At 66.8% G+C, this 14,158-nt stretch carries 12 protein-coding genes; 1 reads left to right on the forward strand and 11 read right to left on the reverse strand.

The genetic code is table 11. From position 1 onward, the window contains the following. Positions 1–23 precede the first annotated feature (23 nt). The 3 genes from DSM104443_RS02970 to DSM104443_RS02980 all read right to left on the reverse strand — a co-directional run bounded on the left by DSM104443_RS02970 (position 24) and on the right by DSM104443_RS02980 (position 5,959). Positions 24–3,266 carry an efflux RND transporter permease subunit gene (locus DSM104443_RS02970; RefSeq protein WP_171089295.1) on the reverse strand — a complete coding sequence of 1,081 codons (3,243 nt, stop codon included), beginning with the start codon at positions 3,264–3,266 and terminating at the stop codon, positions 24–26. 3 nt (positions 3,267–3,269) lie between these two features. Next, on the reverse strand, positions 3,270–4,430 hold the full coding sequence (locus tag DSM104443_RS02975; RefSeq protein WP_171089297.1) for an efflux RND transporter periplasmic adaptor subunit: 1,161 nt from the start codon (positions 4,428–4,430) through the stop codon (positions 3,270–3,272). A 125-nt stretch (positions 4,431–4,555) separates the two neighbouring features. After that, a complete protein-coding gene (locus tag DSM104443_RS02980) occupies positions 4,556–5,959 on the reverse strand; it encodes a S41 family peptidase (protein WP_171089299.1) in 1,404 nt (467 codons plus the stop codon). Positions 5,960–6,081: 122 nt separating this feature from the next. On the opposite strand from DSM104443_RS02980, the gene DSM104443_RS02985 reads away from it, so the two are divergent. Continuing rightward, positions 6,082–7,014, forward strand: coding sequence for a hypothetical protein (locus DSM104443_RS02985; protein ID WP_171089301.1), 933 nt, complete (start codon positions 6,082–6,084; stop codon positions 7,012–7,014). Here DSM104443_RS02985 and DSM104443_RS02990 read toward each other — a convergent pair. From DSM104443_RS02990 to DSM104443_RS03025, 8 genes are all read right to left on the reverse strand, one after another. Then, positions 6,959–7,765 (reverse strand): hypothetical protein, encoded by an 807-nt coding sequence (locus tag DSM104443_RS02990; RefSeq protein ID WP_171089303.1) that lies wholly within the window; start codon positions 7,763–7,765, stop codon positions 6,959–6,961. The genes DSM104443_RS02985 and DSM104443_RS02990 overlap by 56 nt on opposite strands. Further along, positions 7,765–8,736 (reverse strand): Bug family tripartite tricarboxylate transporter substrate binding protein, encoded by a 972-nt coding sequence (locus DSM104443_RS02995; RefSeq protein ID WP_171089305.1) that lies wholly within the window; start codon positions 8,734–8,736, stop codon positions 7,765–7,767. Before DSM104443_RS02995 ends, DSM104443_RS02990 begins: the two co-directional genes overlap by 1 nt. 2 nt (positions 8,737–8,738) lie before the next feature. Beyond that, a complete protein-coding gene (locus tag DSM104443_RS03000) occupies positions 8,739–9,623 on the reverse strand; it encodes an HpcH/HpaI aldolase/citrate lyase family protein (RefSeq protein ID WP_171089307.1) in 885 nt (294 codons plus the stop codon). A 2-nt stretch (positions 9,624–9,625) separates the two neighbouring features. Continuing rightward, positions 9,626–10,585 carry a hydroxymethylglutaryl-CoA lyase gene (locus DSM104443_RS03005; protein WP_171089309.1) on the reverse strand — a complete coding sequence of 320 codons (960 nt, stop codon included), beginning with the start codon at positions 10,583–10,585 and terminating at the stop codon, positions 9,626–9,628. Between the two features lie 14 nt (positions 10,586–10,599). Continuing rightward, positions 10,600–11,286 carry a nitroreductase gene (locus DSM104443_RS03010; RefSeq protein WP_171089311.1) on the reverse strand — a complete coding sequence of 229 codons (687 nt, stop codon included), beginning with the start codon at positions 11,284–11,286 and terminating at the stop codon, positions 10,600–10,602. After that, a complete protein-coding gene (locus tag DSM104443_RS03015) occupies positions 11,283–11,570 on the reverse strand; it encodes a DUF4387 domain-containing protein (protein ID WP_171089313.1) in 288 nt (95 codons plus the stop codon). The genes DSM104443_RS03010 and DSM104443_RS03015 overlap by 4 nt, the downstream gene beginning before the upstream one ends. 166 nt (positions 11,571–11,736) lie before the next feature. Further along, positions 11,737–13,095, reverse strand: coding sequence for an acyclic terpene utilization AtuA family protein (locus tag DSM104443_RS03020; RefSeq protein WP_171089314.1), 1,359 nt, complete (start codon positions 13,093–13,095; stop codon positions 11,737–11,739). Positions 13,096–13,097: 2 nt separating this feature from the next. Further along, positions 13,098–14,075, reverse strand: coding sequence for a Bug family tripartite tricarboxylate transporter substrate binding protein (locus tag DSM104443_RS03025; protein WP_171089316.1), 978 nt, complete (start codon positions 14,073–14,075; stop codon positions 13,098–13,100). Positions 14,076–14,158 lie beyond the last annotated feature (83 nt).

The following is a 14,158-nucleotide window of genomic DNA, read 5'->3' on the forward strand; positions in this document are numbered from 1 at the left end:
GGTGCTCTCCCGGCATTTTACGGTCAGTCTCCCGACTGCGCCTTCACCTTGGACGCGATGACGACCGCCGGCGGACGCGGCAAGCGGCCGCGGGCGCGGTTGTACAGTTCCACGCTCTTGCGATACAGGAAGCGAATGCCGGTGAGCGTGAGGAACGCCTCGCCCAGGGTGAGCGCCATCGCGATGGCGGTGAACCGGCGCTCGGCCCTCCAGTGGAACTTCGCGAAGAAGCGGTCCTTGGAGATCTCGATCGAGTCGTAGAACGTCGGCACGACGAGGAGCGTGAGCAGCGTGGAGGTGATCGTGCCGCCGATGATCGCCACGGCCATCGGGCGGTAGAACTCGCCGCCTTCGCCCACGCCGATCGCGACCGGCATCATGCCGGCGATCAGCGCGAACGTGGTCATGACGATCGGGCGCAGGCGGACGCGGCCGGCGTGCATGAGCGCATCCTCGCGGTCCACGCCCTGCGCCTCTTCCTTGCGCGCGCAGTCGAGCAGCAGGATCGCGTTCTTCGCCACCAGGCCCATCAGCATGATGATGCCGATGAAGCTCATGAGGTTGAGCGAGCCGCCCGTGATCTTCAACGCCAGCACCACGCCGATCAGCGACAGCGGCAGCGAGAGCATCACCGGCAGCGGCGCCGTGAACGAGCCGAACTGCATCACCAGCACCAGGTACATGAGCGCGATGCCCATGATCAGCGCCGTGAACATCTCGCTGAACACCTCGGCCTGGTCCCGCGAGGCTCCGCCCAGCGTGAGGCCGTAGCCGGTCGGGTAGTCGATGGATTTCGCGATCTTCATCGCATCGGCCGTGACCTCGCCCGAGGCGCGGCCCGACACGTTGGCCGAGACCGTGACCGTGCGCTTGCCGTCCAGGTGCTGGATCTGCGCCGGGCCCTTGCCCATGGAGATCGTGGAGATCTGGTCCAGCGGCACCATCATGTTGGTGCCCGTGACCGCGACCGGAAGGTGCTCGATGTTGCTGGCGTCGATGCGGTCGTCCGGATGCAGGCGCACGGCGACATCCCGCGTCTCGCCCGTGGGATCGACCCAGTCGCCGACTTCGACACCGGCGAACGCGACGCGAAGCGCCTGCGCCGCATCGCCCACGGCGATGCCGAGCTGGTTCGCGAGGCCCCGGTCGAGCTCGATCTTCAGTTCGTCCTTCGGATCCTGCTCCGAGAGGCCGACGTCAACCGCGCCCGGGATCTTCTTCATCTTCTCCATGAACTCGTTGGTGATCGCCATGAGGCGGCGCGAGTCGGGGCCGGAGAACTGGATCTGCACGGGCTTGCGCACGCCGTTGTTGAGGTCGTCGAGCACGACGTACTCCGCGCCGACCAGCGACTCGAGCCGCTTGCGAAGGTCCTTCGCGATGTCCCAGGCCTTGCGGTTGCGCTCCCAGGTCTTGCCGAGGTCCACGTAGACGCGCCCGCCGGTGGCGTTCACGTTGCTGTTGGTGGCCTTCACCTCGGGGATCTGGCGCGCGATCTCCGCGCCTTTCTCGACCTTCAGCTTGTTGTATTCGAGGCTCGCGGATGACGGCGTGCGGATGTCGATCGCGATCGTGCCGTAGTCGGACTGCGGCAGGAACGTGGAATCGCCCCACTTGATCTGGATGCCGAGGGCGACCACGAGGCTGGTGATCGCGATGACCGCCATCCACTTGCGGTGGTGCAGGGCCCACGCGATCACGTTGCCGTAGCGGTCGGCCTGGTGGTCGAACCACGTGTTGAAGCGGGCGAGCTGCTTGCTGATGCCCGTCTTCTCCTGGTGCTGGTAGCCGACCGGGTCGCCCCAGTAGGCCGAGAGCATCGGGTCCAGCGTGAAGGAGATGAAGAGCGAGACCAGCACCGAGGCCGCGACGGTGAGCGCGAAGGGGCGGAACCACTCGCCCGCGCCGCCGCCCATGAAGGCCACGGGGATGAACACGGCGATGATGGCGAACGTGGTCGCGGTGACGGCGAGGCCGATCTCGGCCGTGCCCACCTGGGCCGCGGTGCGTCTATCCGCACCTCGTTCCATGTGCCTCACGATGTTTTCTCGAACGACGATCGCATCGTCGATCAGTACCCCGATCGCCAGCGAGAGGCCCAGCAGCGTCATGAAGTTGAGCGTGAAGCCGCAGATCCACACGGCGATGAACGCCGCGATCACCGACGTGGGGAGCGAGGTCGCCGTGATCAGCGTGGAGCGCCACGAGTTGAGGAACGCGTAGACCACGAAGATGGTGAGGCCGGCGCCGAAGATCAGCGCGTCGATCACGTTGCGAAGGCTGCTCTCCGCGTCCTTGCCGCCGTCCTGCGTGACCTCGAGCTTGGTGCCCGCGGGCAGCGTCCTGTTGATCTCCTCGACCATCTTGCGAACCTTGTTCGCGACGGTGACGGTGGAGGCGTCGCGCGAGCGCGTGACGGACAGGCCCACGTTGGGGTGGGCGTTGCGCAGGCTCATGCCCGTGAGCTCGGCGAAGCCATCCTGCACCACGGCCACCTGGCCCAGGCGCACGATCTGCGAGCCGTTGCGCTTGACGACGATGTCCTCGAATTCCTTCGGCGTCTCGATGCGGCCCACGAGGCGGATGGACTGCTCGTCCAGGTTGCCCTTCACGCGGCCAACCGGCGCCGTCGTGTTCTGCATGCGGAGAGCATTCACCACGTCAGTGACGGAGGTGTTGTATTCGCGCAGGCGCTCGGCGCGCAGCAGCACGGAGAGCTCGCGGCGCAGCGACCCGTTCACGTACACGACCGCGACACCGTCGATGCCGCGCATTTGATCGGCGAGCACGTCCTCGGCAAGGCGCGAGATCTCGGCGTGCGTCTGCTTCTGCGCGGAGAGCGCGAGCTGCATGATCGGCTGCGCGGAGGGGTCGATGCGCGTGAGAATCGGCTCGCGCATCTCGATCGGCAGCTTGTAGCGCACGGAGTTGATCGAGTTGCGGATCTCGTCCGAGGCCTCGACCATGTTCTTCTTGAAGTTGAAGATGATCACGATCTGCGCCTGGCTCTCGGAGGCCGTGGAACGGATCTGGTAGACCTGCGAGATGCTCTGCAGCGATTTCTCGATGCGGTTGACGACCTCGCGTTCCACCGTCTCGGGCGAGGCGCCCGGGTACGGGATCGTGACCACCATCACGGGCTGGTCGACGTCCGGGATCTGGTTCACGCGCAGCTTCTTCAGGGCGAGCAGCCCCAGGCACATCAGCGCGATGATGATGACGACCGTCGAGACCGGCCGCTTGATGGCGAAGTCGGAAAGGAACATGGCCTAGCTCCCCTTGGCGGTGGAGGTCGCGGCGGCGGCCGAAGGCGGCGTGTTGGTGGCGGTGTTCTCGGTCGTGGGCGAGCCGGGGCCCTGCACGAGCTGGCCGTCCTTCAGGAGGGCCGTCGGGTAGCGGATCACCTTGTCGCCTTCGGTGAGCCCGGTCTTCACCGCGTAGTCGCCGGTGCGCGGATCGCGGTCACCGAGGGCGATCTGCGCCTTCTGCAGCTTGGAATCCTTCACGCGCCAGGCGGACGCCTTGTCGCCGTCGCGCACGATCGAGGTGGCGGGAATGGTGAGGCCGGTCGTGCTGGCCGCTTCGACGCGGCCTTCGGCATAGAGGCCCGCGAGGCGCGGCTGCTTCTGGCCGGTGAAGTCCACGAGTACTTCCACCTGGCGCGTCGTCGCGTTGGCGGCCGGGTTCACGCGGCGCACCTTGCCGCTGAACTCCTCGTTGCCGTAGCCGTTCACGCGGAAGCTCGCGGCCTGGCCGGCCTTCACGTCGCCGATCTGGTCGGCGGAGACCATGCCCTCGAAACGCATGCTGGTGGGGTCGATGACCTTCAGCAGCTCCTTGCCCATTTGTGCCGTGTCACCGGCGGAGACCTTGCGGTCGGAGACCACGCCGTCGAACGGAGCGCGAACCACCGTGCGCTCGAGCTGCTGGCGGGCCTGCACCACGCGGGCCTTGGCGGCCTCGACTTCGCTCTGCGTGGTGTTGCGGCGGATCTCGGAATCCTCCATCGCCTGCGCGGAGGTCATGCCCGAGGTACGCAGCGTCTTCATGCGCTCCAGCTGGCGCTGCGCCTGGTCGTAGGCGAGGTCGGCGGCGCGCGCGGCGCTCTCGGCGGAGGCCAGGAGGTCGCGGATGGAGGTGTCATCCAGGCGCACGAGGGGATCGCCACGCTTCACCACGTCCCCGTTCTCGCGCATCACCTGCAGCACGATCGCCTGCACTTCGGCGCGGAGGTCGGCACGGCGCTCGGGCTGGATCGACCCGGTGATCGACGGGCCGGAGGCGAGCGCGGTGTTACGGACGGTTACCGTGTCCTCGGCGGAGAGCAGCAGGGCAGGCGCTTCGGCACCCTTCTGGGGCGCGGCGGGGCCCTTCGTGCAGGCGGCCACGGTGAGGGCCGCCACGAGGGCGAGGGCGATGCGAGGGGACATGGAGGCTTTCCTGGAATTCTTGGTATGGCGCGGAGGGTAGCTCCCCCGGTTTCACCCCGCCAGACACAAGCGACGAACTGCAGGTTTCGGGGGGTGAATTGTAAGGTATCGAGGGTGAAAACGCGTCATTCCCGCGAAGGCGGGAATCCCGGCTCCATCACGGTGTCGATCCCACGCCGGTAATCGTCGAATTTCCAGGCCACGGGCCGCTTCGGGGAAAGGTCGCCCGCGGGGACTTCGAAGGGGTAGTTCAGCCAAAAGCAGCGGGAGAGGTCGGACCAGCCGCAGCCGTTCTCCCAGTCGTGGTATCCGGTCGCGAAGAAGACCCGGATCTTCGAGTTGGGCAGCACGATCGGGGAGCCGGCCTCGGCCCAGAACTGGAGGCGGTCGCCGAGCCTTTCGCCGAGGATCACGGCTCGGTCGCCCGCGAAGTACTTGGCCCGCGCGGCCGTGACGAGCGCGGCGGAGAACGTGCCGTGGTCGGTGAGGATGTAGACCTTCCCGTCGCCCGCGACCTTCTTCGGAAGCTCCTTCGTGAAGGTGAGGGTCTTCGTGTAGTCGCCGCCGCCGTTGAAGCGCAGGTCGAGGACCGCGAACTTGAGCGTGCCGGGCGCGATCGTGGCCATCAGCTTCGCGAGCTGGTCGCCGAGATCGCCGCGATCGTCGTCCGACGTTGCGTTGAGGTGGATGTAGAGGCCGTCGCCGGGCAGCGCGATGTGGAAGAGGCTGTGGTCGGGATCGCGCAGGACGAGCGGCAGGTCCTGGCGATCGGGGAGCACCGTGGCCCACGGCGCATCCTCGGTGGTCTGCTGCTGCGGGGCGTAGTCCCGTTCGGGGAAGGGATAGGCCTTCTCGGGATCCGGCGGCGTGGAGGCCAGCACGATCGTTTCCGGGGCGCCCTTCGCCGATTCGAACGTGAGCTCGAGCTTGTCGTTGGGCATCCGCGGCCAAACGCCTGCGAAGACCGTGGGAGATACGAGGAAGGCGGGGATCGTCGCCTTCGCGTGGTCCGCGGTGCCGCTCACGTACGGCGTGAACGCGGCGAGCAGCTCCTCGGGCGTCTTGCCGTTGATGCGCAGCACCTTGCGGCCGACGAGATCCGCCTGCGGTTGCGCCGCGCGGATGACGAAAAGTCCTTCCTCGAACCACTGCACGCGAATCGGCGCGCGCTGGATCCTTCGCAGGCGGCGGCCCACCGTCGTGTGTCCATTGCCGGCGATCGCGACGAGGCGTGCGACTTCCATCTCGAGCTGCGCGGGGGTGAGCGTCGCGGATTTCGTCAGGAGAACCTGGCGCTCCGCCTCGAACTTCGCCGCGGCCTCGGGGGTGAAACTGCGGTCGTATTTGGGCAGGAGGGCGAGGAACTCGAGGTCCTGGCGCATCGCGACGGCGCTGTTCTCCGGGGCCGGGAAGCCGGGATGTTCCACCTCGGGATAGAAGCGCCCCATGAAGGAGAAATACAGCGCGCCCAGCAACAACCCGATACCGCCCAGCAACAGGACTGCCACGATCGCGACGCGTTTCTTCATGGATGATTGGATGCGGTGATGTGTTGCTCTGGATTCCTTAGTTGCCGGCGGCCCCTTATTCAGTTCCCTATTTGCAGAAAATTACGTCGAAGGCGACGGGACCGGCAGCAGACCATCAGAACATGGTTCACCGCAAACTGGTCTTGGTTCCGGGTCGCGCGCCGAGGGGGAAGGATTCGGCCGCGTTGCGACGGGAATGGCTGCAGGCGCTGGGGAGCGGCCTGCAGGATGCGGGCATCGATCGCCCGATCGACGAGGCCGACGTCCGCTTCGCCTTCTACGGCGACGTGCTCGACGCGCAGACCGAGGTGAAGGACCCCGCGGCGGAGGTGGTCGGGGGCGCGCATGCCACGCAGCCCGAGCGCGTCTTCGTGGGCGCCGTGCTGGAGGAAGCGCGCAAGGAAGCCGCGATCACGAAGGCGGAGCTCGCGGCGATCGGCGGCGTGCACATGATGCAGCGCGGTCCGCTGCACTGGGAGTGGTCCCAGGCCGTGATCAAGGCCATCGACCGCCATGTGCCCGGAGGCAACGGTGCGACGATCGCGCTCGCGGCCCACGACGTGTACCAGTATCTCCACAACCCCGGCTTCGCGAAATCCGTCGATGACGTCGTGAGGCGCTCGATGCCGTCGGACGAGGATGCGGTCGTCGTCGCCCACTCGCTGGGCTCGGTGATCGCCTACAACCTGCTCAAGATGGAAGGCGGCGAACGGCGCTGGAGGGTCCCGCTCTTCGTGACGCTGGGCTCGCCGCTCGCGATCACCGCGATCCGCAATTCGCTCGGCGCGCGGGAATTTCCTTCCTGCGTGCGGCAATGGTTCAACGCCTTCGACGAGCGCGACACCGTGGCCGTCTATCCGCTCGACAAGCGCAACTTCAACGTCGAGCCCGAGGTTATCGCCAACAAGGCCGACGTCGACAACGACACCGAGAACCACCACGGCGCCTCGGGCTACCTGTCGGACCGGGGCGTCGCGGAAAAAATAATGGGGTCAGACCCTAATTGCGGATCGCTTCCTCGAGGAGGCGACCGACGACGATCATCTGGGGAATGACGAAGCCGAAGCGCTCGAAGGCGGCGCCGATGCCGGGATCGGGCGCGGGCGGCGCGTCCATTGTTGGAACGATGGCATCCGCGGCGCGGGACATGGCCGCGCGAATCGTGGCGACGCCGCGATCGATGGAGCCGTCGCGGAAGCGCGGCAGCAGGCACGTCACGAGCAGCGCGAGAAACTGCGGCCGATGGCCGAAGTGGCGGTAAAGGCTTTGCACGACGCGCGGTCCGTTGGCACTGCCGGGCGCCGCGACCAACTCCAGGAGGGCGCTCACCTCGGGGGATAGATCGGCGGGAGCCGTCATCGCCACGAGGGGACCCGGAGCCACGGGTGGTGACCACGCGCAGGCATCGAGAGCAACGGAAGCCTTGGCACCACCCAGCACGCGTGAGAGGCACGTCACGGTGAGCAAGTTCACCGGATTCGCGAGGTTGTAGGCGCGGGCGACGATGCGAATCTCCTCGATCGCCGCATCGTCCACGCCCAGTGCCGTGAGCGCCTCGCGGGGAAACGCAGCAATCGGATCGAGCGGCGTTTCCCCGGCGATCTTCCACGCCGTCTCCTGCAGCCGACCCGACTTCCACGCCGGGCCGATCGCGCCCCACGTCCACTCGAGGCCGCCGGGCAGCGTGGCCAGGTGGCGGAAGATCAGCGCCACCATCGGTACCGCGCCCAGCCGCCGCATCTCCGCGTAGATGCGCGCCTTCTCGCCCGAGGCCGCGCTTTCCGCGAGCTCCGGCAGCAACGCCACTACTGGACCTTGATGTTGTTGCGGCGTGCGACGTCGCCCCACTGAGCGAGCGTGCCCTTCGTGAACACCAGCCACTGGTCGCGCGGCATGTTGTCCACGACGAGGCCGGCGGCGACGATCTTCGCCTGGATGTCCGGATTGGAGAGGACCTTGCGAAGGTCCGCGGAGATCTTCGCCACGACATCCGGCGGCGTCGATTTCGTCGCGACCATGCCGCCCCAGCCTTCACCGGCGAAGCCCGGGTAGCCCAGCTCGGCGATCGTCTGCACGTCCGGCAACTGCGGAGCGCGCGATGAGCCGGTCGACGCGAGTGCGCGCAACTTTCCGCTCTTGATGTGCGGCAGGTTCGCCGGCACGCCATCGACGGAGAGCTGGATCTGGTTGCCCAGCATGTCCTGCACGACCTGCGCGCTGCCCTTGTACATCACGCCCTGGATGTCCACGCCCGCGGTCTGCTTGAAGAGCTCGCCGGTCAAATGCTGCGTGGTGCCCGCGCCGGGGTAGCCCCAGTTCAGCTTGCCGGGATTCGCCTTGGCGGCATCGACCAGCTCCTTCAGCGATTTGTACGGCGCCTGGTCGTTGGCGACGATGATGAGCGGGTTCCGGAAGATCGGGCCGATCAGCACGAAATCGTTGAAGGGGTCGTAGGGAAGCTTGTCGATGATCGCGGGGTTCACGACCATCGCGGCGCTGGTGCCCATGAGCAGTGTGTAGCCGTCGCCCTTGGCTTCGCGCGCGGTCACCATGCCGGGGATGGCGGCACCCCCGCCGATGTTGTCGATCACGACGGGCTGGCCCCACTCGCGGCCGAGCGCCTCGCCGACGATGCGAGCGGCGATGTCCGTCGCCTGCCCCGCGGGGTAGGGGACGATGAGCTTCACGGGCTTGTCGGGGAATTTCTGGGCCCACGCGGTGGCGCCGACGGTGGCCAGCAGCAGCGCGAACGCCGCGGATGCGATGCGTCGAATCATGTTCATCTCCTCGTTGCGTTTCGTTCGGCGCGCTCGATCACCTTGCGCGCAATCTTGATGTGGACCAGGTCGATCATCCGCCCGTCCTTCGTTTTGACCGCACCCTGCCCGGCTTCACCCGCGGCGGCCATGGCTTCCAGCACTTCGCGCGCCCACGCCAGCTGCTCCGCGGACGGCGAGAAAACTTCGTTGGCGATCGCCACCTGCGTGGGATGGATCGCCATCTTGCCCTCGAACCCGAAGGATGCCGCGTGGCGCGAAGCCGCGCGCATGCCATCCGGATTCGCGATGTCGAAGTACGGGCCGTCGATCGGCGCCAGTCCGTACGCCCGCGCGGCGTTGGCGATGCGCGCCAGTGCGAAGTCGAACCGCGGCTCACTGCCTGCGAGGTTGACGGGCGAGGGGAGCACGCCGACATCGAGTTGGTAGTCGCCCGATCCGAAGATCATCGCGCCCAATCGGCCGCGGCAAGCGGCGATGGCCTCGGCATTCGCCACCCCCTTCGCGGTTTCCACCAGCGCGGCGATCGCGACCGGCTGCGTGCGCTTCGACGCCATCTCGCCCTCGTGCAACAGCTCGCTCGCGGTGGCGACGTCGTCGGGCGTCTCGCACTTCGGCAGGATGACGCGGTCCAGGCGCGCGCAGGCGGCCAGCTCCCGGAGGTCCGAAGCCGCCCATTGCGTGCCGAGGTCGTTCACGCGCACGCAGAGGATGCGCTTGCCCCAATCCAGCGTGTTGATCGCCGCGATCGCCTTCGCACGCCCCTCGACCTTGAGCGACGGGATGACGGCATCCTCGAGGTCGATGAAGACCGCGTCGGCGTCGGACTGCGCGCCCTTCTCGAGGAAGCGCGGGTTGGTCGCGGGGACGGCGAGCAGCGACCGCACGGCTAGCCCTTCACCTGGGGATCGTTCGGATTCTCGCGGCCCTTCTTCATGATGATCTCGCGCGTGTTGCCGGCGCCGCGATGGCTTTGCACCGGGATGCCCAGCTTGGCGGCGATTTCGTGCGCGGCTTCCTGGACCTTGATCGGGTTCATGCCGGTCTTCACGCCGCTCTCCTCCAGCATCGTCACGAGATCTTCCAGGGGAAAATTCCCGCATGAGCCCGCGGAGCTGGGGATCGCCATGCCGCCGCCGATGCCGCAGATGGCCCCTTCCATCCAATGCACGCCCGCGTCCATGGCGGCGAGGATGTTGGCCGTGGCCATGCCGGACATGTTGTGGATGTGGAAGCCCAGCTCGATGCCGGGAAACTTCGCGTAGAGGCGCTTGTAGAGTCGGTTCACGTGCGCGGGGTCTTCCATGCCGAGGGAGCCCGCGAGGTACTGGCGCTTGATGCCGGCGTTGAAGAACTCGCCGACGATCTTCTCGACGTCCTCCTCGGGGATGAGCCCTTCGTACGGGCACCAGAAGGCCATGCCGATGGCGGCCACGAACGGGATGTTGTTCTGCTCGGCGAGGCGGAACATCTGGATGTTCTGCGCGACGCACTCCTCGTTGGTCATGTTCTGGTTGTGCTGTGTGTACGTCTCGCTGACGGTGATGAGCCCGAGCATCTCGCCCACCTTGGCTTCGATGGCGCGGTGCGCCCCGCGCACGTTCGGCGCCTGGCCGCGGTAGACCGTCCCGGGCTTGCGCGTGATCTTCGCGAAGACGTCCTCCGCATCCTTCATGTTCGGCACCACCTTCGGATGCGCGAAGGAGGCCACCTCCACGACGGGAACGCCGAGCTCGCTCAAACGATTCGAAAACCAGACCTTGGTGTCCGTGTCGATCCACTTCGGCAGGCTCTGCAGGCCGTCTCGCGGGGCGACGTCGACCAGCAGCATTTTTTCGGGGAGGTGCATGGTGTCTTCCTGTTTCAGAAACCGTCGAAGGTGGCGAACTCGCTCGCCGGGGCGCGCTCGGTGACGAGCTTGTTCTCGGGGGCGCTCGGGTCCTCGTGGCCGAGGGCCATGCCGCAGACGATGATCTCGTCCTGCGGGATGTTCATTTGCGCGCGCAGTACCGCGTGCACGTTGGCGAGCGCGGCTTGCGGGCACGTGTCGAGGCCCAGGCCGCGCGCGGCGATCATCACGGCGCCCAGGTAGATGCCGAGGTCGAGCCAGCTTCCGATCTCGAGGTCCTCGTCGAGCGTGAAGATGAGACCCACGGGCGCGTCGAAGAAGTCGTAGTTGCGGCGGCGTTGCTTCTCGGTCGCCTCGAAGTCGCCCTTCCTGATGCCCATCAGGCCGTAGAGGTCCCAGCCGATCTTGCGGCGCCGCCCGAGGAAGGGCTCGCGCCAGTTCACCGGGTAGTAATTCCACTCGCGCTTGTGCGCTTCGTCGCCGTCGCGGTCGAGGGCGGCATGGATGGCCTTCGAGACCGCGAGGCGCTTTTCGCCCGCGATCACGCGCACCTTCCACGGCTGGATGTTGCTGCCCGAGGCGCTGCGGGAGGCGAGCGTGAGGATCTCCTCGACGGTGGCGCGCGGCACGGGCGTCGGCAGGAACGCGCGGATCGAGCGGCGCGTGCGGATCGCTTCGTGGGCGCTGATCGCCGTCGTCACGGAATGCGCAGGTCCACCAGCGGCCCGTGCTGCTGGGCGCCGTACACGTCGCGATCGAAGGCGGATCCGCTGCCGTGCTCGCCCGTCGTCCTCGGCACCGTGATCTTGATGGCCCGCACGCGCTCGAACGGCATGATGCGCACGAGGTCTTCGGCCACGCCGTAGAGCGGCGCGATGGCCTTCGCGGAGAGGGCGCCCGAGCCGATCACGCGGTCGTAGACGGCGCGGTCGTTGAACATGAGGTCGATCGTGATCTGGAAGGGGCCGGCGTTCTTGCTTCTCATCACGTCGGCCAATTCACCTAGCGTTGACACTTGATTAGCCCCCTAAGGCGAAAGGCGTCCTCCGCAGATAAACACAGATAAACGCGGATAAACCCTGTATTGGGCTTGGCTCTGCATGGTTTTATCTGCGTGTATCTGTGTTTATCTGCGGAGGGAGCCTTTAGGTTTAAATAGATTCAAGTTCCAGCGGGAACAGCGCGAGCTGATCGTCCACGTCCATGAGGTGATAGACGCTGAACTCGTAAACCGCACCGGCGGAAGTATCGGAAGGAGAAGCCGGGAACGCGAGGTTGCCCGCCGTCGTCTTGCGCCCCGGGAACGGGCAATGCAGCAGGGACGATCGCGCGAGAGAGAGCACGTGGTCCGCGATCTCCTGCGTCTTTCCGATCGCTTCCACCATCGCGCCCACCTCATGCGGGATGTTGTTGCGCTCCGGTTCCAGCAGGCCGAGCACGGCGTCGCGGCCGTAGTAGCGAAAGCCGAGCTTGTAGTCGCTGTCGGGAACGCCGCCGAGGTTGCGCTTCACGGCGGCGCGCACCGTCTCCTCGATAATCGGGAGGTTCGCGATCACGGTACGGTCGCGGATGCCGGCGATGGTGAACGAGCGGAAGCCCGCGAGACGCGCGCCTTCCAGCTTGATGCGAAGCCGCGGCGTGGGAATGAAACGCGAGCCGGAGACGCGCACGGTCTGCTCGTCGACCTGCTCGAAATCCGCGCCCGTCATGTCCACGTCGCCCTCGGGCTCGTAGAGGATGTGCGGGTTGCCCTGCTCGTACATCGTGTGGGCGGCCACCGAGTCCGGCGTGCAGATGCGCTGCTTGTGCAGCGGGCGGACGAGGAAATGGTCCTTGCGGATCGTCCCCAGCAAGCTGTCGTTCGGGGCGAGCGGGATCGCGCACTGCGCTCCGCATTCCATGATCTTCGCCATGTGAAGCGCCAGGCCCGGATCGAAGCCGCGGGCGATGGGGAGCGCCGCGTAGATCGCGGTGTCGCACGAACGGCCGGTGAGCACCACGTCCGCGCCCTTGTCGAGCGCGTGGGCGAAAGGATCCGTTCCCATCTGGCCGACGATGCGCACGCTGTCCATCACGGCTTCTTCCGTGAGCTCGGGGACATCCGCCATCGGGACGATCTTCTTCGCGCGCACGGCATCGCGCACGCGTTCCTTGGGGATCTCCGAGTGGATGGTCGCGAGCTTGAAGTGCAGGCCTTCGTCGCGCGCGATCTCCAGCAGGATCTTCTTGAAGAGCTGGAGGTTGGGCTCCCCGCCGCCCATGCCCGCGGAGCCGATCACCAGCGGCACCTTCGCGGCGCGCGCGTTCTTGAGTGCCAGGCCCAGGTCGCGGCGGATCTGCGGCGGCTTCACGAGCGATTGGCCGGAGCCGAGGTAGAACGGGCCCGGGTCCGTGGAGCCGGCGTCGGCGCCGACCATCGCGGGATCGAGCTCGCAGCCGGCCGCGAGGCTGCTGGCTTCGAAGCCGTAGCCCAGGCAGCCATTCACCGAAACGATGCGCATCTCCTGCATGGCTACTGCTCCACCTTGATACCGGACTGCTTGATGAAGTTGTTCCAGTACGGCGCTTCGGCCTTGATGAAATCGCCGAGCTGCTTCGAGTCCATCACCATCGACTCCAGCTCCTGGGCTTTCAGCTTCTCCTTCATCGAGTCCGTGCGCATGGCTTTCATCGCCGCGTCGGAGAGCTTGGCGACGACGGGCGTGGGCGTGCCCGCGGGCGCCATCAGCACCAGCCACGCATGCGCGCGAAGGTCCTCGTAGCCGAGCTCCTTGGTGGTCGGCACATCGGGCAGCGTGGCGAGGCGCTCGGGTGACGTGACGAAGATGGGACGAAGCTTGCCGCCGCGAATGAGCGGCAGCGCCGCGGCCACCGTGTCGGAAACGAAGAGCACCTGGCCCCCGGCGACATCGGTCATCGACTGGCTGCTGCCCTTGTAGGGAATGTGCTGCGAATTCTTGACGCCCATCCGGTAGAGGAACATCTCGGAGGCCAGGTGCGTGATGGTCCCCTGGCCGGACGAGCCGAAGTTGGTGGGGCCGGCCTTCAGGCGCGCGACGAGCTCCTTGAAGTCCTTCGGTGCTTCGGGCGTGTTGGCGACCACGAGGATGTACCAGGCCTTGGAGAGGCCTGCGATGGGCGTGAAGTCCTTCTCGGCCGTGTACTTCGCCAGCGGGTTCAGCGCGGGGTTGGTCACGAGCGTGCTCGTGGTGCCGAGCGTGATGGTGTAGCCATCCGCGGGCGAGCGCGCGACCGATTCCGTGCCGACGATGCCGCCTCCGCCCGGACGGTTGTCCACGATCACGGTGCCGCCGATGAGCGGGCCCATGTCGTTGGCGACCAACCGCGCCATCACATCGCTGCCCGTTCCGGGCGCGAAGGCGACGACGATCTTGACGGGGCGCTCGGGAAAGTCGGCTGCGGCGATGAAGGGGATGGCGAGTGCTGCGCCGGCGACGAGGCGCGCGACCGATTTCACGAAGCGGGGCATTGCGATCTCCGGGGGCGGAATTGGCGAAATCAGGGTCAGACCACCATTTTCGTTTCTGGCCACTCGACCGGCCGCGAAAATGG

The organism is Usitatibacter rugosus, assembly GCF_013003965.1.
GTDB classification, from domain to species: Bacteria; Pseudomonadota; Gammaproteobacteria; order Burkholderiales; family Usitatibacteraceae; genus Usitatibacter; species Usitatibacter rugosus.

What these genes read in the sequence shown, in the direction of transcription:
- DSM104443_RS03005 (WP_171089309.1), bottom strand. Translation starts at nt 10,585, where the DNA reads ATGCACCTCCCCGAAAAAATGCTGCTGGTCGACGTCGCCCCGCGAGAC.
- DSM104443_RS02970 (WP_171089295.1), bottom strand. Translation starts at nt 3,266, where the DNA reads ATGTTCCTTTCCGACTTCGCCATCAAGCGGCCGGTCTCGACGGTCGTC.
- DSM104443_RS02995 (WP_171089305.1), bottom strand. Translation starts at nt 8,736, where the DNA reads ATGATTCGACGCATCGCATCCGCGGCGTTCGCGCTGCTGCTGGCCACC.
- DSM104443_RS03015 (WP_171089313.1), bottom strand. Translation starts at nt 11,570, where the DNA reads ATGAGAAGCAAGAACGCCGGCCCCTTCCAGATCACGATCGACCTCATG.
- DSM104443_RS03020 (WP_171089314.1), bottom strand. Translation starts at nt 13,095, where the DNA reads ATGCAGGAGATGCGCATCGTTTCGGTGAATGGCTGCCTGGGCTACGGC.
- DSM104443_RS03025 (WP_171089316.1), bottom strand. Translation starts at nt 14,075, where the DNA reads ATGCCCCGCTTCGTGAAATCGGTCGCGCGCCTCGTCGCCGGCGCAGCA.
- DSM104443_RS02975 (WP_171089297.1), bottom strand. Translation starts at nt 4,430, where the DNA reads ATGTCCCCTCGCATCGCCCTCGCCCTCGTGGCGGCCCTCACCGTGGCC.
- DSM104443_RS02985 (WP_171089301.1), top strand. Translation starts at nt 6,082, where the DNA reads ATGGTTCACCGCAAACTGGTCTTGGTTCCGGGTCGCGCGCCGAGGGGG.
- DSM104443_RS02980 (WP_171089299.1), bottom strand. Translation starts at nt 5,959, where the DNA reads ATGAAGAAACGCGTCGCGATCGTGGCAGTCCTGTTGCTGGGCGGTATC.